The following is a 20,095-nucleotide window of genomic DNA, read 5'->3' as shown; positions in this document are numbered from 1 at the left end:
AGTATTATATCGAATCAGCTATAGAGCCGTGAGCTTAGAGCCTTCAATATTCTTCAATACCCGACTATTTTAGTCAGGTATTGTGCTCATTGTAATTACTTGAGTAATTTAGTCAAGTATTAGTGGGTATATTGCCTTATAACTTTCGCTTATTTAGTAGACTTATTTATTGAAGTTAAAATACCGCGTAGAATATTTAGTTCTGCATCCTCTGGGCGAGCACGGTTAAATAAACGACGTAATTTCGTCATCACCATGCCAGGATGCTGCTTGATAATAAAACCAGTATCCAACAATGTTGACTCTAAATGATCGTAGAACAACTCTGTTTGCTTTGAACTTGGGTATACTGCGTCATCTTGCTCAACTTTTTTTGGCTGCTCATTTAAAAATGCCATGCGTGTTTCATAACATAGCGTTTGAACGGCCATTGCAAGGTTAAGTGAACTGTATTCTGGGTTAGCGGGAATGCATACATGATAATTACACATTTGCAGTTCTTCATTACTTAGACCACTGTTTTCACGACCAAAGACAAGTGCTACAGGACCATTTACGGCTTCTGCAACTAACTTTTCTCCACACTCGCGTGGCTCTACCATCGGCCAAGATAATGTACGCGAACGCGCACTCGTGCCAATCGTTAGTGCACAACCCGCAATTGCATCTGCAACCGTATCAACAATCACAGCGTTACCAAGTACATCTGTTGCACCTGCAGCCAATGCACTGGCATGACTATCGACTTCACACGCTGGGTCAACTAAATAAAGTTTTGATAAACCCATGGTTTTCATTGCGCGTGCCGCTGAGCCGATATTACCAGCATGTGAGGTGTTTACTAAAACAATACGGATGTCATCTAAGATCATTACTATGCCACTTAACTCATACCAAAATTGCGCGGATTATAACACGGATGTTAGCTGTAAGCGATAAGCTGCGAGCTTTAAGCAGCCTGAGCAAACACACTTTTATCGGTAGTAATTTCACTATTTATTTGATCATATATTCAAGCCTGAGCCATACTGTTTTAAGTATCTAAAAAGGGATTTTCGTTATGAATTTTGAGAAATTAGAAGTATGGAAACGGTCAGCTCGATTAAGTGCAGATATTTATATCCATACTAAACAGATAAAAGACTATGGATTTCGTGATCAGCTAACTCGCTCTGGCTTATCGGTCCCTAGTAATATCGCTGAAGGGATGAGTAGGGATAGCAACAAAGAAAAGAAGCGCTTCCTAGATATTGCAAGATCATCGCTTTCTGAAGCTCGCACTCAAATATATATCGGTATTGAAATTGAATTTATAAATAAAGAGCGAGGTTGCAGTTGGCTACAGGAAACTAAGGAGCTATCTGCAATGCTTAACAGTCTAAAAAACAAACTAAGCTGCAATAATTAATAGCACACTGTACTGCTTATAACTTAAAGCTTAAAACTCTAGATCTTTTTCTTCGCAAACAATAACGTATAAAAAACACACAAAGTTATTTAGGCTTTATTGTTTACTTTGTGTCAAAAATCGCTAGAATATGCCGGCTGAAATATATAAACGTTCTTTTACAACCCAAGGGTATACCATGCATCCAATGTTAAACATTGCGGTTCGCGCTGCGCGCAACGCAGGCAAAATTTTACTTCGCGCAAGTGAAGATTTATCAAAAGTTGAAGTGCAACAAAAAGGCACTAACGATTTAGTAACTAATATTGATAAAGAAGCCGAAGCCGTAATACGTGACACTATTTTACAGTCTTTCCCTGCTCACTCTATTGTTGGTGAAGAGTTAGGCGAACATGTAGGCAAGGATGCAGATTACCAATGGATTGTAGATCCTATTGATGGCACAACAAACTTCATCAAAGGTCTTCCTCATTATGCGATTTCTATCGCACTTAAAGTAAAAGGTCGTTTAGACCAAGCTGTTATCTACGATCCTATTCGTGGTGAGCTTTTCACTGCCTCTCGTGGTCAAGGCGCACAGCTAAATAGCAAGCGTCTTCGTGTAAGCAAAACGACTGTACTGTCAGGTACTGTACTTGCCACTGGTTTCCCATACAAAAACAAACACCACATTGATGCATACACTGAAGCATTCAAAGCCTTATTTGTACATACTGCTGATATTCGCCGTGCAGGTAGCTCAGCATTAGATATGGCTTATGTTGCAGCTGGGCGCGTTGATGGTTTCTTTGAAATTGGTTTAAAACCATGGCATAGCGCTGCGGGTGAATTAATGGTTAAAGAAGCTGGCGGTATGGTTGTTGATTTTGCAGGTGGTAATAACTATAACCACAGCGGTAACATTATCTGCGGCTCACCTAAACTTACGCAAGCAATTATTCGTGAGATTCGCCCTGTATTAACTGAAGCTTTACTTCGTTAATAGCGAATTAAAACCTGGTTAATACTAAAAAAGGAGCTTTAGCTCCTTTTTTATGGCTTAAAATAAGGGTTATCTAGCTTTATTTCGATGACACCCTCTGATTCAAAAGGTAATGCTTTTAAATCAGCTGAGAAGTACTTCATAAATAGCGCATCAAAAGAACCATCTTTTTGCATGATTTCAAGCCCTTTATATAATGCATCAGCAAGCTCTGGTTTTCGCTTTGTAACAAAGTAATAAAATGCACTAGGATAACTAATATATATATTGGGCACTATCACTAATGCTTTATTGTTAACTTGTACTAGCTCAGAGCTGACCTCAATAAAAGAACGTGGAAAATAGTCGACACGGCCATTTGCTACCAAACCAAACATGGCTTCATAGTTAGCCAATGGGCGAACTGACAAGCCATTGCTTGCTAAAATTTTTGTATCTGGCCAATCATGCCCTTGCACTGCTGTAAACGATGCTAATTGATCGAGCGTTGTTATATTCTCAAATCTATTTAAAAAAGCCTGTTGTGTAACCAAGGCGCGTTTTCCTATATATCCTTTAAATAAAGGAACTTTAATAGGGATTGCTAGCGTTTCACGATCTGGACTAGTCATGCTCCAATACAAGTCAATTGCGTCGCTATCTAACGCAATAAGAGTACGCTGCTGGTGTGGATGCACATTAACCGTATTGAGTTTGGCTGGCTGTTCAGCCGCATTGAGCGCGAGAGTGAGCAATGTTGTTAAATATTCATCGCGCTTATATTGTGGGCGTTGCTCTTGAGCGATATTAATAGCTTGTTGAGCCTGCGTATTATTTACATACAGCATTACGAACAGTGAAACTAACGAGAAAAAATATTTAGTCATCAGAGTTATATTCTAGTGTTTTTTTTAAGCTACACCTTGATGAGTAAATACTCAAGTAAAATACGTACCTATTAAGTAAACTTTATACTGCTTGTTTATCTGAACTTAAGCGTACAACAGCAGGCGCAGGGCCTCGTCGATTACACACAAATAAATAGCTATGACGATATCGCTTAGCTTCTTTTTTCGCATCTGTTGCTAAGGCCGCAACTTGATGACTATTAATGCATTGATCCAAATCAGGTTCTACAACACCTATCGATAATGTTAGTAACGGTACAAACTGTTTTTCACCTTCTCGATTAGAGGCCCAATATCCTCCACTGGCGATATGCTCCGGCGTAAAAAAAGCACGTGATTGCAACTCAAAGTTGCTGATAATGGTATTACAAACAGCAACTGCCTGATCATTATCAAACACTACCATAAAATCATCGCCACCTATATGACCCACAAAACTGGGAACATCTTTACAAGCTTGAACGGTTACATCTGCCAGTAATTTTATTACGCTGTCTCCGCTGGCATAACCATATAGATCATTAAATTGCTTGAAATGGTTTAAATCTATATAGGCAAGTGAGAACCCATTTTTCACACGTAAACGGCTCTCTATTGCCTCATTAATCGCCACATTTCCAGGTAACATTGTAAGGGGGTTTGCATGCTGAGCATGACGAATTTTCTCTGCTGTAATGTGTTTTAGAATATCACGTAACGGCGCTAACCCTAGATACCGACCTGTACGAGTAATTATAATATGACGGCGAATGTCGAAGTCATTTTCTGTTATTTGTTGGCTTACGGTATCAAGTGGTTGATTTTCATCAACAACTAAAGGTTGCTTGTGCATTAGCGCAGTAACAGGGCGTTTATCATAGAGGGCATGTCCATAAGGTGCCGCAAATACTTCAGTAAGCTGGTCTTTATGCAGTAAACCAATGGGGGCATTCTCTTCATTTACTACCGCTAAACTTATGATGGATTTATTTTTTTCAAAAATATTATGTGCATCTTTACAGCGTGTTTGCCAATCAATTGGTACATGCTCTACCGCTAGACGGCCTATTACTAATGATTGATCGAATTGATTACTAGGAGGCGTAAAACTTAACCCTTGTAATTGTTTAGAATTAAACTGTGTGCTGGGGGATTGACTGGGTCTTTCTAACAAAAAACCTTGAGCATGCATAATGCCCAGCCCTTCAAGTAAACTGAGCTCTTCAACACGTTCAATGCCTTCGGCTATTACTGCGGTATTTGTTACTTTTGCCAGTTCAATAATCGATTTTAAAAATTCTTTTTTAACAACGCTCTCATCACAATGATCTATAAAATAACGATCAATTTTTACGTAATCAGGGCATAGTTCTGACCATTGTTTTAAACCAGAGTAGCCCGCACCTAGGTCATCTATAGCAATTGAAAAACCAAGTTTTCGATAATGCCCGATGGTTTTTAAGAGTAAAAAACCATCATCCACCTTTTCTTGTTCGGTGACTTCAATAACAACTCTATTTGCAGCTAAACCAAAGTGTTCAACAAGATGTAATGTTTCCCCTTTTGGATGGCAAGGATCTAAAAGTGTTTTAGGACTCACATTTAAGAATAATTTACCTTGCAGCTTTAAGTTTACAAAGTTTTCAATTGCTTTAGAGCGACATAGTAACTCTAGCTCGGAGATTTTTTCAAAATATACGGCGGTACTAAATAAGGCACTTGGCATCTCTAACACGCACGATTTAGGCCCGCGACTGAGTGCCTCATAGCCTAAAATTTGTTGTCCTGAAATATCAAAAATGGGTTGGAAAAGCGTTGTTATTGCACTGTTTTGTAGTATATCTTCGAGTATCGCTAGCTGATAATTCACCTTGACCGACCAATACTTAAATAGGGAAGCGGCTAAAGTATCAAGGGTGTATGACAATTTCATGTCAGAGCCCACCCTCATTTGTATTATTCGTTATTTATTCAGTGCTTTTTGTACCTGATCAAAATGAGCTATTACTTCAACAATTTCAAGTTCTGCATCTTGAAATGCTTGTTCATCAACAAAACCTAAACGTGCAATTGCCTGTACTGTTGCAGGGTGTACAAGTAAGTCTTTCGCATGATAGCAAACTGGGTCATCAAATTTTGGTAATTTGCCATCAGCATGATAACCCGTTTCAATTTCTTCTATCGGCAACGTTGGGATCAATTTAGCTGCAGCATTAAGTGCATTTAAATACTCAGTACATTGCGGGTACTTAACCGTAAACTCACTCAACAGTACTTGTGAAACCGTGACTAAGTCAGCTGATTCAACCTCTAAACTTGCTGCATCTTTTTTTGCTCGTATGTTAGCCAATAAAGTCTTGGCTTGTAAATCATACTGCTCAAGCGAAGTTAATGGACCTTTTTCGGTCGCCGCTGATTGCTTTGGTTCTGAATCATTACATGCTGCGAGTGTGAACAGACTGCTTACTAACACAAGTTGCTTTAACATACTTTTATTACATCCATATTTAATAATGATTCTCATTATATATAATACATCGCATTTTAGAAATAGGAGATTTAAGAGATTTTACACGCCCGAGTTAATCACGCCCGTAGGCGGGAGTTTACCTCGCGCAGGTTTGATATGTTATCTGAGCTTGATTTGCGCGGCGTAAGGGTCAGCCCTAAAAATTTAATACCCAAAAACAAAAAACCGCTCAATGAGCGGTTTTTAAACGAAAACTTAGTTGTTCTATTAAGAACCAGCCTACGGCATGGCGTCTAAGTCTGCGCCTTCTTTTTCGATTACTTCTGGTATTAAATCTTCTTTGCTTACACCCATTGCAATAGCAACGGCGCTGGCAACATAAACAGAAGAGTAAGTACCAATGAACACACCAAACAATAGCGCGGTTGCAAAACCGTGAATTGTTTGCCCGCCCCAAGAAAACAAAGCAATCAATACTAAAATAGTGGTGATTGATGTTACTAAGGTACGGTTAAGTGTTTGCGTTAACGAAATATCAATGATCTCAACAGTGTCATCTATACGCACTTTACGGAAGTTTTCACGAATACGGTCAGATACAACGATCGTATCATTAAGTGAATAACCTATTACCGCTAGTATTGCTGCCAAAATGGTTAAGTCAAACTCTAAACCTAATACTGAGAACAAACCTAAAGTAAGAATAACATCGTGTAAGAGGGCAGCTACAGCGCCAACGGCAAAGCGCCATTCAAAACGAAACGCCACGTATATTAAGATACAAATAAGTGCAGTAAGCATGGCAAGGCCACCCTGCTCTTTTAAGTCTTCACCTACGCTTGGTCCAACAAACTCGATACGGCGCATTACTACACTACTATCGGCTATTTTTAACGCGTCAATTACTTGGTTACCAATAACTTCAGCTTTTACATCATCACCACGAGGGGCAAGACGTACTAAAATTTCTTGGCTTGAACCAAATAATTGTACTGATGCATCTGCGAAGCCATTTTCAGCTAATACTGAGCGTACTTTCTTTAAATCCGCTGGCTGTGCAAAACCGACTTCAACGGCTGTACCACCCGTAAAATCTAAGCCAAAGTTTAAACCTTTCACAAAGAAAGAAGCAAACGAAGCTAAAATAAGCAGCGTTGAGATACTCATTGCAACTTTGCGAAGTGACATAAAACCTAACGTTCTGCCACCTAATTTTAAAATTTGCATATATGCTCCTTAGATTGACAGCTTATCAATTCGCTTACCGCCAATGAATAAGTTGATCACCGCACGGGTACCAACAATGGCTGTAAACATTGAAGTAAGAATACCAATGGCAAGTGTTACTGCAAAACCTGCGATCGGACCTGTACCAACAGCGAATAAGATAACTGCTGCAATTAAGGTTGTAATATTAGCATCAAAAATTGTACTAAATGCACTGTCATAACCATGATGAACTGCTTGCTGAGGACTACGTCCATCAGCCAATTCTTCACGAATACGTTCAAATATTAGTACGTTCGCATCGACCGCCATACCAACCGTTAATACGATACCGGCAATACCAGGCAGTGTTAATGCAGCACCAGGGATCAGCGACATTACACCCACTATTAGTACTAAGTTAGCTGCCAATGCAAGGTTAGCGACTAAACCAAAGCCTTTGTAGTAAACCAACATGAATATCAGTACGAAAAGAAAGCCTAATGCAACCGCAGTCATACCAGCTTCTATATTTTCTTGGCCTAAGCTTGGTCCTACTGTACGTTCTTCAACGATTTGAATTGGTGCTACAAGTGCACCCGCACGTAGTAATAAACTTAAGTTATGCGCTTCTGCTGGGTTATCAATGCCGGTAATACGGAACGAACGATCAAGGCGGGCTTGAATGGTTGCTACGTTAATTACTTCTTCCACTTTAATTGGCGGTAATGCTTTGCCGTTTTCGTCCGTTTTACCTGATGGCTTATATTCAATAAATACAGTTGCCATACGCTTGCCAATAGCACGCTTGGTAAAGGCATTCATTTTTGCGCCGCCTTTGCTGTCAAGGCTGATACTTACTTGTGGACGTTGATACTCATCAGCACCTGATTGCGCGCCAGTAATGTGGCTACCTTCAAGAATGATGCGTTTTTTTAATACCACAGGGTAACCATCACGGCTCATGATCATTTCGGTGCCAGGTGGAATGCGCCCTTGTGCTGCGGCACTCGGATCTGCATTTTCATCCACTTCACGAAACTCAAGCGTTGCCGTTGCACCTAAAATTTCTTTGGCGCGGGCTGTATCTTGTACACCTGGTAGCTGAACAATAATACGCTCTGCACCTTGGCGTTGAACATTAGGCTCTGCAACACCAATTTGGTTGATACGGTTACGAATAATTGTTTCGTTTTGCTTGATAGCGTAGTCACGAATTTCTTTTAGTTTCTGATCACTAATATTCGCGTAAAACGCATTATCGTTAGAGCTATCATCGATGAAGTTATGTAGAGGGTAACGTGATTGTAAGAAACGCTCAGCAGCGTCTTTATCTTCTTCGTTACGCATTTCAACACGAATACGTTCAGTACCCGCTACACGGCGAACCGTGCGATAGCGTAGCTTTTCTTCACGTAGGTCACTTTTGTAATCTTGGTTCATTTGCTCAAGCGCATTATCAACCGCAGTGACCATGTCGATTTCCATCGTAAAGTGAACACCGCCACTTAAATCCAAGCCCAATTTCATTGGGTTACCGCCAAGGGCTTTTAACCAATGAGGTTGCGCCGGGGCCATATTAATGGCTGAGATGTAATCTTCGCTCAATCCATCACGCAATAAATCTTGCGCTTTAAGCTGCTCTTCAACATTTTTGAAACGGATCAATACTTGGCCGTCTTCCAGTTTTGCTGATTTTACAGTAACGTTTTGATCTTTAAGTATGGAATTTACTTTATCTACTACACTGAGATCAGCGTCAGCGCCTTTAGTGCCTGAAATTTGTATGGCCGGATCACGACCATACAAATTAGGAGAGGCATATAAAAGGCCAATCGCAATCACAGCTAGAACAAGTAAATACTTCCATAATGGAAACTTGTTTAACACGTGGGCGTCCTTATTTTTATTATTATAGTGACTTCATTGTGCCTTTAGGCAGCACAGCTGACACTGCTGATTTTTGTACAGTGACTTCTGCTTGGTCATTCAATGAAATAACGATGAAGTCTTTATCTTCAGAGATCTTAGCAATTTTACCGACTAAACCACCTTGTGTAAGTACTTCGTCACCTTTAGCCATCGCGCTCATTAAGCTTTTATGCTCTTTTACGCGCTTAGCTTGTGGACGGTAAATCAAGAAGTAAAATACTAAGCCAAAAATAGCTAGCATAATCAACATCTCATAACCACCACCGGCTGGAGCTGCACCTGCCGCACTTGCGTGGGCGTTTGAAATAAATAAACTCATAACACTTCCTCTTTAATTTTTATAAAATTTAATTTTTTAATTTTCTGTATCAGCAAGCTCTGGCACTTCTTGGCCGCGGCGTGCATAAAAATCATTTACGAATTCATCTAATTTGCCTTCACTAATGGCATTACGCAAACCTTCCATAACACGCTGGTAATAACGTAAGTTATGAATAGTATTTAGTCGCGCACCTAGTATTTCATTACATTTATCAAGGTGATGTAAGTAAGCGCGAGAGTAATTTTTACACGTATGGCAATCGCATTCTGGATCTAAAGGGCCGGTGTCTGTTTTATGTACTGCGTTACGTATTTTGACAATACCACCAGTAATAAATAAATGGCCGTTACGTGCATTTCGAGTTGGCATCACACAATCAAACATGTCGATACCACGGCGTACCGCTTCGACTAAATCTTCAGGCTTGCCCACACCCATTAGGTAGCGAGGTTTGTTCTCTGGCATTTTATAAGCACAATGATCAAGAATATTAATCATATCAGCCTTTGGCTCACCTACTGATAAACCACCTAGCGCATAACCATCAAAACCAATCTCTTCAAGACCAGCTTGTGATTGAGCACGTAGCTCTGGATACATGCCACCTTGGATAATACCAAACAAAGCTGACGGGTTATCACTATGACCTTCTTTAGAACGTTTAGCCCAACGAAGTGATAGTTCCATTGAGTCTTTCGCTTCTTTTTCAGTCGCTGGGTAAGGCGTACATTCGTCAAAAATCATCACGATATCTGAGCCTAAATCACGCTGTACTTGCATCGCTTTTTCAGGTGATAACATAATTTTTTCACCGTTAACTGGCGAGCTAAATAAAACACCTTCTTCAGAGATCTTGCGCATTGCGCCTAAGCTAAATACTTGGAAACCACCTGAATCGGTTAAAATTGGTTTATCCCAATTCATAAAACCGTGTAAACCACCATGTTGCTTGATGATTTCTGTCCCAGGGCGAAGCATTAAGTGAAAAGTGTTACCAAGGCAAATGTGCGCACCAGTATCTTTAACTTCATCCGGCGTCATGCCTTTGACTGTGCCGTAAGTCCCTACAGGCATAAATGCAGGCGTTTCTACTACGCCTCTATCAAAAATCAAGCGGCCGCGGCGGGCTTTACCATCTGTACGGTCTAATTCAAATTTCATATTTACCTCAATGTCGGAAAAACAGTCCAACTACTGATGTTGGTCACGAACACCAACAAGCTATAATTTAACCGCTCGATTCTATCATTACTTACTACTGCAATACCATTAATTGGGCTAAAAGCGGTGATTAAAAGTGTAAAACTAAAACTAAAAAACCCAACACTGAGTTGGGTTTTATCTACTTTAACAATAAAAACTATTTGCGAGTTAAAAACATTGCATCGCCATAACTGAAAAAGCGATATTTTTGCTCAATAGCGGTTTGATATGCACCCATAATATTATCTTGCCCCGCAAATGCGCTCACTAGCATAATCAGTGTTGATTCTGATAAATGAAAGTTAGTTACCATGGCATCAACTACATTAAACTCATAACCTGGGTAAATAAATATATCGGTATCACCAAAGTAAGTGGCTAATTGGCCACCATGGATCTTTGCTGCTGATTCAAGTGAGCGTACAGACGTTGTACCCACTGCAATAACTCGCCCACCTTTGGCTTTTGTTGCGGCTACAGCAGCGACAACATCATCAGGCACTTCAATGTATTCTGAGTGCATTATATGATCATCAACCGAATCTACACGTACAGGCTGAAATGTACCTGCGCCTACGTGTAATGTAACAAATGCCATACTCACACCCTTTGCTTTTAAAGCCGCCATTAAAGCGTCATCAAAATGCAGACCTGCGGTAGGCGCTGCAACAGCACCGGGCTTTTCACCGTAAACAGTCTGGTAGCGCTTACGGTCTTCGTCTGTGTCTGGGCGGTCAATATAAGGTGGTAATGGCATGTGGCCAATGTCATTCAATATTTCTAGTACATTTTGGCTATCAGTAAATTGCAATTCAAATAACTCACCATGACGACCCACCATAGTTGCCTCAGCTTTACCTTCAAGGATGATGGTGGTCCCAGGTTTTGGTGATTTACTGGCTCGCACATGGGCCAACACACGATGCTCGTCGAGTACTCGTTCAACTAATACTTCAACTTTACCACCAGAGGATTTCTGGCCATACATACGCGCAGGGATTACTTTTGTGTTATTAAATACAAGCAAGTCATTTTCATTAACTAGATCAAGTACATCACTAAATATCTTGTGTTCTAGGTCGCCACTGGGGCCATCTAAGGTGAGTAATCGACTACTGGTTCGATCCTGTTTAGGAAAACGAGCAATTAATTCATCAGGAAGGTCAAAGCTAAAATCGGCCACGCGCATAAGAGGGAACATCCACATCAAAAAAGTCGCGCCAAGTTTAACTGTATCGCGCTATTTGCTCAACTAAGGAGGTGAATAAAAATACCCTGTAATGTTCTCTTGTGGTTCATGGCAAATGGCATTATCCTAATCAACTGAATTAATCATGACTGAAAAAGAGGTATGACGTTATGGCTAAGCAGCTAAAGTTGCTGATCTTAAACGCTAGTTTGTCTGAGCGTCAAACCATTAAATCCACCCTCAATAGACTCAATGTATTTACTTTCATTGAAGTTAATGACAGTCAACAAGCACTCGACATTTTAAAAAATCAAGCTGTTGATATCATTATTACAGGGCTTGATGTAGGTAAAATTGATGGTTGGCGGTTCTCGAGAATGATACGTTCGGGCCTGCTTAGCACCCCTAAAAACACCCCAATATTACTTACCCCTCCTATCTATTGTGAGCGAATTGCAGAAACAACAGCCCGTAGTTATGGTATTGATGCTGTATTGCCTTTTGAGCGCCAAGATATGCTGCCACAAGTATTGGCTAATGTGCTCTCTACTCACCTTGAAAAAAGCAGTCGATTAAACCTATTACTTCTAGAGACTGATGACAATAGAGCCGCTGAAATTGAGCAACATTTACAACTTAATTTTGCTTGCACACATGTCATTAATAATAAGCAAGCGCTGTCTATTTACTTGCAGCAAAAGTTTTCTATCGTGTTGCTCGATGCCACCGCAGCACAAGCAGCATCTGCAAATCAACTAGTCAAAGAAATACTGCAGCATAATCCTAAGCAAGCAATAGTAACAATAATAGATACGCATGATGCTGATTACGCTGAGCAGCTACTACTGTCTGGCGTGACTGACTTTATTCGTGCGCCTTATGAGCAATCTTTTTTAACCAAAGTATGTGATCATGCTGCTCGTCGTGAAGATTTTATGGTCAGCTATGCTGAATTTGCGCAAAAAGTAGAACAATTAAGCCAAAGTCAGAGTCGCTACAAAGAACTATTTTCAGCACATCAACGAATTTTACTGCATTTAAATACTGTCGTACTTGAATTTGATCAGCAAGGACGTATTCGTTTTATCAACCCAGCTTGGGAAGCCTTAACAGGCTACGGTATTAAAGAAACACTAACTAAATCATTAACTGATTACTGCCATGTTGATGATAAGCCCAAATTACTCGATACAATTAGCAGTATTTTGAACGCAGGTATTGAACAGCAACAAATTGAAATTCAAATAAGCCATAAAGATGGCAGAACAATTTGGGTAGAGTGCCGCTTACAATTGATAAAAAACAGCAGTAATGCAACTACCATTACTGCAACTATTGATAATATTCATGAACGTAAGCAAGCTGAGTTACAACTTCGTCATTTAGCACTGCATGATACTTTAACGGGCTTACATAACCGCTATTATTTTGATCAACAGCTCAATCATATATGCCAAACGGAGCTCACTCATGGCGAAATTGAGCATGCACTTATTTATATCGATCTTGATCACTTTAAAATTATTAATGACAGTAAAGGTCACCAACAAGGTGATATTGTCTTAAAGGAAGTGGCGCAATTATTTATTGCCAATATTAGCGATGAGCATTTGATATGTCGTATTGGTGGCGATGAGTTTTCGATCATTTTAAAAAATATTAACTTGCTTGATGCACACTTAGTTGCTGAAGGTATTTGTATGGCAATTGAAGGCCATCAGTTCCAATCAGAAGAGCAAATCTATTCCATTAGTTGCTCTATTGGCCTAACCCAAATTACAGCCGCGAATAACGATCCGAGTGAATGTTTAAAACAAGCTGATATTGCGTTATATGTTGCCAAAAATTTAGGCCGAAACTTAGTCCATTGCTACTCAAAGGACGATTCAGATAACAACACTATGCAAGCAGGCCTTGAATGGGGACACAGCATTCGTCAAGCACTGCAACAAGATCAAATTGAATTACACTATCAACCAATCTGGGACTTTAAGAGAGGTAACATTGCCTATTTTGAAGCGCTATTACGATTAAAACTCAACGATGATTTAATTTACCCTAACCAGTTTATTCCGTCTCTTGAGCTGCTTAACGATACGTACTTAATGGACCAATGCGTGATCCGAAATGCTATAGCTGCAATTTCGCAATACCCAGAGCTTAATCAAGTCGCTATTAACTTATCTGCACAATCATTTTTAGATGAACGTTTATTACCACACATAGAATCTAGCCTCGAAGAATATAAGGTATCGCCAACGAGAGTAATCTTTGAAATAACCGAATCTGCAAGTATTAACAACCTAGTAGCTACTCGCGCAATGATTGAAAAGCTTAACCGTCTAGGTTGTCATTTTTCGATAGATGATTTTGGCACCGGCTTTAGCACCTTTAATTACCTTAAACAGCTTCCCGCTCAACATGTCAAAATAGATGGCTCATTTGTTCGGGATATGCTCAATGATCCAATTGATTTAGCACTCGTTAAAGCTATTAATGATATTAGCCGCTCCCTCGATAAGCGCTCTGTAGCTGAATACGTTGAAAATAAAGAGATCTTTTTAGCACTAAAAGAAATTGGTGTTGATTACGGCCAAGGGTATTTTATTTCTCGCCCAGTACCAATTGAAAGAATCCCTTACGAACTAGAAAAAATTTCTCAGAACAAAACTTTTTACGAACAAGCACCTAAGTAAACATGGTTGATTTTTGAAGCTTACCGATGAAAATTTTACTTCCATCCGCTGAAATCTCATCTATACTTTGCTCATACAGATTTTAAATGTCACTATTTTTGTAAGATAAACAAAAATAAACAAGACATCACCAATCTACGACAATATACCCAATAAACACAAATGTGTTATTTATTATGCTATTGTCTACTTATGGAGAAGGTTATGGTGCAATTAATTGTATTATTGTTGGCAGTAAACTTAGGGATAGCTTACCAATGCCGCCGTTATGCTAATATCAAAGGTTATCCTATCAGCACATTTACGTGCTTAGGTTTAATACCCTATTTCAATTTAGTGGTGTGGGTGTATTTATTATTTTTGCCAGACATTACCCCTTTCAATAAACAATTTGAATATGAAAGACATAATGAAAAGCAGCCTTTGTAACAACGACTGCTTTGTTGGTCAGGGATAAGTTTTTATCAAATTAAAACTGATAGGTAATTGCCTTAAGTGCTAAATCGCTGGCTTTTATGTCGCCTACTACACATTTTTTAATATCTGATTTATCAAACACTTTAATTAAGTTGGTGTTTTTATCACCGAGCCCTTTCAGAACAAAGCTAACATGTTCGTCATTAGGTAAACTACGTAGCCCACTGCCGTAATCACACAGAGTAAGGCTGATACTCGTACTTACTTGAGCGAGTAATTTTTGCTGCTCCGCGGCTTGCTGCCTCTCACGTTCAACCTGCTTTGCCTGTATATCTTGGCGTAATTGCTGTTGCTGCTTAGTAAGCGTAGTTTGTTGCTTTTCAAGCTTAGCAATATCTTTTTCTAATGCTTTTTTACGTTGCTCAAGCTCTTTTGCTGCGGCGCTATTATCGTGACGATTAGCAAACTCTAAGTCACGTTTTTCACGTTCTAGCTCACGTAAATCACGGCTCACATCACGTTCTTGCTCAGCGATTTCGCGTACTTGCTCAGCGCCCTCTCGCATGACTTCCATTGCTTGTTGATAAGCTTCTCGTGATGATTCAACGGCCTGCTCACTGAATACTTCAACCTTATCACTGATGAACTCAATATTCATATTGGAAAAGTCAATATTAGCCAAAGGTGGTAACGGCGCGTTAGGCGCATTACTAAAAATAGTTTGCCAACGGCTAGTGCCTCTGACATCTAATTCAAATACCACACCTTGTTTGACAAAATAGTTAGCTTGCATGGCACGAATTTTTTTATTGGTATCTTGCTTTAAAGCAGTACTTAAAATGTTTTCCATAATGCTCACTTCACGCTGGATTGCAGCCAATTCTACTGGGGTTTGCGCCTGTAGATTGCCACTTGCACAACCAATAATGGCAATAATGGCGCTGCTGATAAGTTTTTTGTTCATTGCTCTATACTCCTAATTTTTGGCGATAGCGGCCATTGGCTGCTCTTGTACTTGTTCGGCTAAATCATTTAATTGCATCCGTAAATACGCTTGGTCTTGGGCGCGCTGGGTTTTGATATAGGTAATTAAACTATTTATGTCTTCTTGGCGTTCAACCCGTCCAGTTGCTATAGCCTCTTTAGCTAATTGGTACATCTGCTGCTGCTGTAATTCATTTTGTGCAGTGATAATTTTTTGCAGTTGATCAATTTGCTTTTGTTGCGACTCCAATAACTGTGTTTGTTGCGCTACCTGCCCCAGTAGCTCTGGCGTCTGCTGTTTTGGCATAACTAAAAAAATGAGCGAACAAATCATCACTGATGCAGCAACGGCCCATACGCCAGCCATATTAAACACGCCAGCAGAGCTGATCTTAGACATGCTTGATTGGCGCTCCCATGTTGGCACGGCTTCAGCTTTGTAATCTCGACTATGCTGTTGCCATATTTGTGCTTGGTTCATTAAAGCTTTATATTCAGGATCATTCTCAAGCAGCTGCAACTGTGCATCACTCAAAACCTTCCCATCTAACCATTGCTCAAAAAGCGTCTCTAAATTAGCCATCGACGGCCTCCAAATAAACTTTCAATTTACCTAATGCACTGTATAACCGTGATTTGGCGGTATTGGTGGAGATATCTAGTTGCTCTGATATTTCTTCAAAAGTGCAATGCTGAAAAAACTTCAGTTCCACCACTAAGCGCTGCTCCCACGGTAAGTTATTCAGCATCGTCTTTAATTGCTGATGCTGAACTTGCACTAACTGGTTACTTTCCAGCTCACTGTGTTCACATGCCTGCTCAGGCACTTCATCAAGACTTTGGTAGTACTTGCGACGACGATAATATTCAACACTGCGCCGGTGCACAATTTGGAAGATCCAAGTATTAAAGCTCGACTCACCACGAAAACTTGGCAAGCTCTTATAGACAGAAATAAACACCTCTTGCATTAAATCCATGGCATCATCCGGGTTACTGAGCATCCGCAAGCAATGGTTATAAACTCGGCTCTCGTGCTGTTTAACCAGCTTAAGCCAGGCTCGCTTATTACCTTGCTGTGCTTTGGCGATTAATGTTTCTGTTGATTGAAAAAACACGATTCTCGATGCTTAGTTATTTTACTTATAAGATTAGTCGATAGGAGCGCGAGGATAGTTTGGAAAAGATGAAAATAAATTAAAAAATAAATAGCTCACCTTGATGAGCTATTCCTGCATACCAATCGTGTTAAGTTACTGACCATTTAGCTCGCTAGAATGGTTAAATATTTAAGTCGATTGGTATTAAACGGCATTGCTGTTTTAAAAAATTTTCTAGCATTTGGCTAAATAAACGAAAATCACGAATTCGCCCTGTGGTTTTGCGCCATAAAATACCAATGTCACGATAAGCATCACCTTGAGAGGCCGTGGCTAACATGTTTTTGTTATCTAAAATCCCCGCATTAATTGCCATTTGTGGCAAAAAGGTCACCCCGAGCTGATGTTCAACCATACTCAATAGTGTGTGTAAGCTTGCCGCTTCAAACGGGTTAATACAGCTTGAACGGTTTAAGTGACAAGCACTCAATGCATGACCTGTCATGCAGTGCTCTCGTTCAAGTAGGAATACGCTTGCATCCGGTAACAGATTAAAGTCTTCTATCCCTGTTGCTGGCAAATAATCTTTGTGATGCACTAAGCTAAAATGATCTTGTGCAAGTACTTGTGTATGAAACTTGTCGGTCTCATAGGGTAAAGCGAGTAATGCCATATCTATATGGCCGTGCTCTAACTTATTTAATAAGCTGTCACTTGTATCCTCAACCAGTACTAATTCTAAATCCACATATTGTTGTTGGCATAGTGCGTATAAAGGCGCAGCTATGAAACTAGCAATAGTAGGAATTACACCAAGCGTTAATTTGCCGCTAAGTGGGCTTAAATGGCTTTTTGTAAGCTCTTTAACACTGAGAGTATCATCTATAATTTTGCGCGCTCGCTCTACGACATCTTCACCAATGGCGGTAAACATGAGGCTACGATTTTCACGCTCAATAAGCTGACATCCCAAAGTTTCTTCAAGCGTTTGAATTGCACTACTTAATGTGGATTGACCAATAAAGCAGGCACTTGCTGCTCGACCAAAATGCTGATATTGATGAACCGCTAATAAGTATTGCAGTTGTTTTATACTTGGTAAATTAGTCATAACTTTTCTTACCCACAAATAAAAAGACCCCAACACCATGGGCATTGAGATCTTTTCAAGCTAAAAGTCTGTAATACTTAAGCCGTAGGAATTAAACTCCAAAGGCAAATCTTAGTATGTAGAAAATAACAATAGCAAGGGCAGCGCCAACTGGCAATGTTATTACCCAAGAAACAGCAATGTTTCTGATCACGCCCATGTTAAGTGCAGCAATACCACGCGCCATACCTACACCTAAAACCGCGCCCACTAACGTTTGTGTCGTTGAGATGGGTAAACCAGTTCCTGATGCGATAACAACAGTAGAAGCAGCGGCTAATTCAGCAGCAAAACCACGGCTAGGTGTTAAATGTGTAATACCTTCACCAATGGTTTTTATTACTTTTTTACCTAAAATAGCTAAACCTGCAACAATACCAAAACCACCCAGCGGTAAAATCCACCATGCAATAGCAGCTTGTTTAGCAATTTCACCATTATTCTCTACAATGTTAACAACAGCAGCAAGAGGACCAATCGCGTTAGCTACGTCATTAGACCCATGTGCAAATGCCATACAACATGCTGTTAATACCATTAAGATAGCAAATACTTTCTCAACATTATTAAATTGCATGTTCTTGTCAGCTTTTGGATCTATCTTCAAGCGGGAAATAACTATTTTACCAATAATACCAACTACAACAGCAATACCAATTGCTAATGCATAGCCTTCCACTGTACCTAAATCAATACCAATGTGCTTTAGGCCTTTTTTGATCGTAACCAAAGACATGATAAAACCCGCAAGACCCATGTATATAGGTACATAACGTTTAGCATTTTTAAGTGGTGACTCGGTATCAAATATAAGTTTTTGTGCACTCATAAATATTAAGTACGCAATAAAACCTGAAATTAATGGTGTTACTATCCAGCTACCAACAATTCCAGCCACTTTATTCCATTGGATTGCTTCGCTGCCAACTGCAACTAACGCGAATCCGATGATAGCACCAATAATTGAGTGAGTAGTTGATACTGGCCAACCAAGAAAAGAAGCAATTAATAGCCAGCTACCTGCTGCAAATAACGCTGAGATCATACCCAACACCATTAATTCAGGTATATCCATAAATGGGGCAGAGTCAATAATGCCTTTGCGTATCGTCGATGTTACTTCACCACCGGCTAAATAAGCACCTGCAAACTCAAAAATCATCGCAATAAAAATTGCTTGTTTAATTGTAAGCGCTTTAGACCCTACTGAAGTACCCATAGCATTGGCAACGTCATTTGCGCCAATACCATAAGCCATAAAAAAACCGACTGCTGCGGCAATTAAAATTAATACCGTGCCATAAGATGCAATGATATCCATTGTGTAACCTTAATCTTTCGTTATTGAACTGAGTGTAAATTAACGAGCTAACATCAGCTCAAGACGTGAACCTACGCGCTCTGCGATATCCGCAAGCTCGCCAACCCATTCAATTATTTTATATAAAAACATAACATCAACTGGGTTAAGCCCATCCTCAACGGCGCGCAATTGGCGGCGTATAATGATTTGCATATCATCCGTGTCTTGTTCAATTGCATCCAATTCAACGAGCATTTTTTCTACCAAGGTCACTTCGCGACCTTTAAAACCAGTTTCTAATAACTCATCTAACTCGTTAATTGCATTTGACGCTTGTTTAGTCGCATCAACACACCGTGTTACATAGGCTAAGAAATTGACTTGAATCTCTTTTGGAATGGTCATCTCACGACCAATTACACGACCAGCAATGTCTTTTGCTTTATTAGCAATTTTGTCTTGCTGGGTGACGAGTTCGAGCAGATCTGTACGCTCTACCGGCATGAACAATCCACGCGGCAGTTGTAAACGTATATCTCTTTTCATGTCGTCGGCTTCACGCTCTAAAGTACGAATTTCCAAGCGAATCACTTCTGCTTGTACCCACTCTTCTTTAAATACGTGATTGAAAAAAGGGATCAAAGCTTTACTAGCTTGATGTACCTTCTTGATGTGATCTTCCATTGGCTTTATAGGAGATTTTGCGAATACTCCTAAAAATGCGTTTGTAGGCATAGCTGACCCTTAAATCAAATTAGTATGCTTTGCGGCGTGAATTTTACAGCATTCACCACGATTGTGAATGCTTTTATTACTTCACTGGTGCCTGAACATAATATTAATTATAACGAGAACATGAAAAGCGAC

General features: G+C 39.9%; 19 protein-coding genes. 4 read left to right on the top strand and 15 right to left on the bottom strand.

All coding sequences use genetic code 11. The features are described 5' to 3' along the window. Window positions 1-149: 149 nt before the first annotated feature. Window positions 150-872 carry a tRNA (cytosine(32)/uridine(32)-2'-O)-methyltransferase TrmJ gene (gene trmJ / locus HH219_RS14890; RefSeq protein WP_054204461.1) on the bottom strand — a complete coding sequence of 241 codons (723 nt, stop codon included), beginning with the start codon at window positions 870-872 and terminating at the stop codon, window positions 150-152. 188 nt (window positions 873-1,060) lie between these two features. On the opposite strand from trmJ, the gene HH219_RS14885 reads away from it, so the two are divergent. Next, the gene (locus HH219_RS14885) at window positions 1,061-1,408 is read left to right on the top strand and encodes a four helix bundle protein (RefSeq protein WP_169327911.1); all 348 of its coding nucleotides are present in this window, start codon (window positions 1,061-1,063) and stop codon (window positions 1,406-1,408) included. A gap of 178 nt (window positions 1,409-1,586) precedes the next feature. Continuing rightward, window positions 1,587-2,390 carry an inositol-1-monophosphatase gene (gene suhB, locus HH219_RS14880; RefSeq protein ID WP_054452814.1) on the top strand — a complete coding sequence of 268 codons (804 nt, stop codon included), beginning with the start codon at window positions 1,587-1,589 and terminating at the stop codon, window positions 2,388-2,390. Window positions 2,391-2,440: 50 nt separating this feature from the next. On the opposite strand, the gene HH219_RS14875 is transcribed toward suhB, so the two are convergent. The 8 genes from HH219_RS14875 to queA form a co-directional block, all read right to left on the bottom strand. Further along, window positions 2,441-3,256: a transporter substrate-binding domain-containing protein gene (locus HH219_RS14875; protein ID WP_169327910.1), complete on the bottom strand. Its 816-nt coding sequence runs from the start codon at window positions 3,254-3,256 to the stop codon at window positions 2,441-2,443. 82 nt (window positions 3,257-3,338) lie between these two features. Continuing rightward, the gene (locus HH219_RS14870; RefSeq protein WP_169327909.1) at window positions 3,339-5,189 is read right to left on the bottom strand and encodes a bifunctional diguanylate cyclase/phosphodiesterase; all 1,851 of its coding nucleotides are present in this window, start codon (window positions 5,187-5,189) and stop codon (window positions 3,339-3,341) included. A 30-nt stretch (window positions 5,190-5,219) separates the two neighbouring features. After that, window positions 5,220-5,744, bottom strand: a complete 525-nt coding sequence (locus HH219_RS14865) for a hypothetical protein (RefSeq protein ID WP_054204468.1) — start codon at window positions 5,742-5,744, stop codon at window positions 5,220-5,222. Between the two features lie 261 nt (window positions 5,745-6,005). Beyond that, on the bottom strand, window positions 6,006-6,953 hold the full coding sequence (gene secF / locus HH219_RS14860; protein WP_169327908.1) for a protein translocase subunit SecF: 948 nt from the start codon (window positions 6,951-6,953) through the stop codon (window positions 6,006-6,008). A gap of 9 nt (window positions 6,954-6,962) precedes the next feature. Beyond that, window positions 6,963-8,822 (bottom strand): protein translocase subunit SecD, encoded by a 1,860-nt coding sequence (gene secD / locus HH219_RS14855; RefSeq protein WP_054204470.1) that lies wholly within the window; start codon window positions 8,820-8,822, stop codon window positions 6,963-6,965. 22 nt (window positions 8,823-8,844) lie between these two features. Continuing rightward, on the bottom strand, window positions 8,845-9,183 hold the full coding sequence (yajC, locus tag HH219_RS14850) for a preprotein translocase subunit YajC (protein WP_054204471.1): 339 nt from the start codon (window positions 9,181-9,183) through the stop codon (window positions 8,845-8,847). Between the two features lie 36 nt (window positions 9,184-9,219). Then, the gene (tgt, locus tag HH219_RS14845) at window positions 9,220-10,347 is read right to left on the bottom strand and encodes a tRNA guanosine(34) transglycosylase Tgt (protein ID WP_054204472.1); all 1,128 of its coding nucleotides are present in this window, start codon (window positions 10,345-10,347) and stop codon (window positions 9,220-9,222) included. Between the two features lie 199 nt (window positions 10,348-10,546). Further along, window positions 10,547-11,578 (bottom strand): tRNA preQ1(34) S-adenosylmethionine ribosyltransferase-isomerase QueA, encoded by a 1,032-nt coding sequence (gene queA / locus HH219_RS14840; RefSeq protein WP_054204473.1) that lies wholly within the window; start codon window positions 11,576-11,578, stop codon window positions 10,547-10,549. 170 nt (window positions 11,579-11,748) lie between these two features. Here queA and HH219_RS14835 point away from each other — a divergent pair, with 170 nt between their 5' ends. Then, the gene (locus HH219_RS14835) at window positions 11,749-14,274 is read left to right on the top strand and encodes an EAL domain-containing protein (protein WP_054204474.1); all 2,526 of its coding nucleotides are present in this window, start codon (window positions 11,749-11,751) and stop codon (window positions 14,272-14,274) included. 204 nt (window positions 14,275-14,478) lie between these two features. Further along, a complete protein-coding gene (locus tag HH219_RS14830; protein ID WP_169327907.1) occupies window positions 14,479-14,703 on the top strand; it encodes a hypothetical protein in 225 nt (74 codons plus the stop codon). Between the two features lie 40 nt (window positions 14,704-14,743). Here HH219_RS14830 and HH219_RS14825 read toward each other — a convergent pair whose 3' ends face one another. The 6 genes from HH219_RS14825 to HH219_RS14800 all read right to left on the bottom strand — a co-directional run bounded on the left by HH219_RS14825 (window position 14,744) and on the right by HH219_RS14800 (window position 19,963). Then, window positions 14,744-15,655 carry a hypothetical protein gene (locus HH219_RS14825; protein WP_169327906.1) on the bottom strand — a complete coding sequence of 304 codons (912 nt, stop codon included), beginning with the start codon at window positions 15,653-15,655 and terminating at the stop codon, window positions 14,744-14,746. Between the two features lie 12 nt (window positions 15,656-15,667). Beyond that, entirely contained in the window at window positions 15,668-16,258 is a 591-nt protein-coding gene (locus tag HH219_RS14820; protein WP_169327905.1) for a hypothetical protein, read from the bottom strand. Further along, window positions 16,251-16,793 (bottom strand): RNA polymerase sigma factor, encoded by a 543-nt coding sequence (locus HH219_RS14815; RefSeq protein WP_169327904.1) that lies wholly within the window; start codon window positions 16,791-16,793, stop codon window positions 16,251-16,253. Before HH219_RS14815 ends, HH219_RS14820 begins: the two co-directional genes overlap by 8 nt. Window positions 16,794-16,956: 163 nt before the next feature. Then, a complete protein-coding gene (locus tag HH219_RS14810) occupies window positions 16,957-17,886 on the bottom strand; it encodes a hydrogen peroxide-inducible genes activator (RefSeq protein ID WP_054452822.1) in 930 nt (309 codons plus the stop codon). Window positions 17,887-17,977: 91 nt separating this feature from the next. Then, window positions 17,978-19,246, bottom strand: coding sequence for an inorganic phosphate transporter (locus HH219_RS14805; RefSeq protein ID WP_169327903.1), 1,269 nt, complete (start codon window positions 19,244-19,246; stop codon window positions 17,978-17,980). 39 nt (window positions 19,247-19,285) lie between these two features. Continuing rightward, a complete protein-coding gene (locus tag HH219_RS14800; protein ID WP_054204481.1) occupies window positions 19,286-19,963 on the bottom strand; it encodes a TIGR00153 family protein in 678 nt (225 codons plus the stop codon). Window positions 19,964-20,095: the final 132 nt, after the last annotated feature.

The organism is Pseudoalteromonas sp. NEC-BIFX-2020_015 (genome assembly GCF_012952265.1).
GTDB classification, from domain to species: Bacteria; Pseudomonadota; Gammaproteobacteria; order Enterobacterales; family Alteromonadaceae; genus Pseudoalteromonas; species Pseudoalteromonas neustonica.
This window is presented reverse-complemented; position numbering and strand designations above follow the sequence as displayed.

Coding starts and splice junctions, on each gene's coding strand:
- trmJ (WP_054204461.1), bottom strand. CDS start 872: ATGATCTTAGATGACATCCGTATTGTTTTAGTAAACACCTCACATGCT.
- HH219_RS14885 (WP_169327911.1), top strand. CDS start 1,061: ATGAATTTTGAGAAATTAGAAGTATGGAAACGGTCAGCTCGATTAAGT.
- suhB (WP_054452814.1), top strand. CDS start 1,587: ATGCATCCAATGTTAAACATTGCGGTTCGCGCTGCGCGCAACGCAGGC.
- HH219_RS14875 (WP_169327910.1), bottom strand. CDS start 3,256: ATGACTAAATATTTTTTCTCGTTAGTTTCACTGTTCGTAATGCTGTAT.
- HH219_RS14870 (WP_169327909.1), bottom strand. CDS start 5,189: ATGAAATTGTCATACACCCTTGATACTTTAGCCGCTTCCCTATTTAAG.
- HH219_RS14865 (WP_054204468.1), bottom strand. CDS start 5,744: ATGTTAAAGCAACTTGTGTTAGTAAGCAGTCTGTTCACACTCGCAGCA.
- secF (WP_169327908.1), bottom strand. CDS start 6,953: ATGCAAATTTTAAAATTAGGTGGCAGAACGTTAGGTTTTATGTCACTT.
- yajC (WP_054204471.1), bottom strand. CDS start 9,183: ATGAGTTTATTTATTTCAAACGCCCACGCAAGTGCGGCAGGTGCAGCT.
- tgt (WP_054204472.1), bottom strand. CDS start 10,347: ATGAAATTTGAATTAGACCGTACAGATGGTAAAGCCCGCCGCGGCCGC.
- queA (WP_054204473.1), bottom strand. CDS start 11,578: ATGCGCGTGGCCGATTTTAGCTTTGACCTTCCTGATGAATTAATTGCT.
- HH219_RS14835 (WP_054204474.1), top strand. CDS start 11,749: ATGGCTAAGCAGCTAAAGTTGCTGATCTTAAACGCTAGTTTGTCTGAG.
- HH219_RS14830 (WP_169327907.1), top strand. CDS start 14,479: ATGGTGCAATTAATTGTATTATTGTTGGCAGTAAACTTAGGGATAGCT.
- HH219_RS14825 (WP_169327906.1), bottom strand. CDS start 15,655: ATGAACAAAAAACTTATCAGCAGCGCCATTATTGCCATTATTGGTTGT.
- HH219_RS14820 (WP_169327905.1), bottom strand. CDS start 16,258: ATGGCTAATTTAGAGACGCTTTTTGAGCAATGGTTAGATGGGAAGGTT.
- HH219_RS14810 (WP_054452822.1), bottom strand. CDS start 17,886: ATGACTAATTTACCAAGTATAAAACAACTGCAATACTTATTAGCGGTT.
- HH219_RS14805 (WP_169327903.1), bottom strand. CDS start 19,246: ATGGATATCATTGCATCTTATGGCACGGTATTAATTTTAATTGCCGCA.
- HH219_RS14800 (WP_054204481.1), bottom strand. CDS start 19,963: ATGCCTACAAACGCATTTTTAGGAGTATTCGCAAAATCTCCTATAAAG.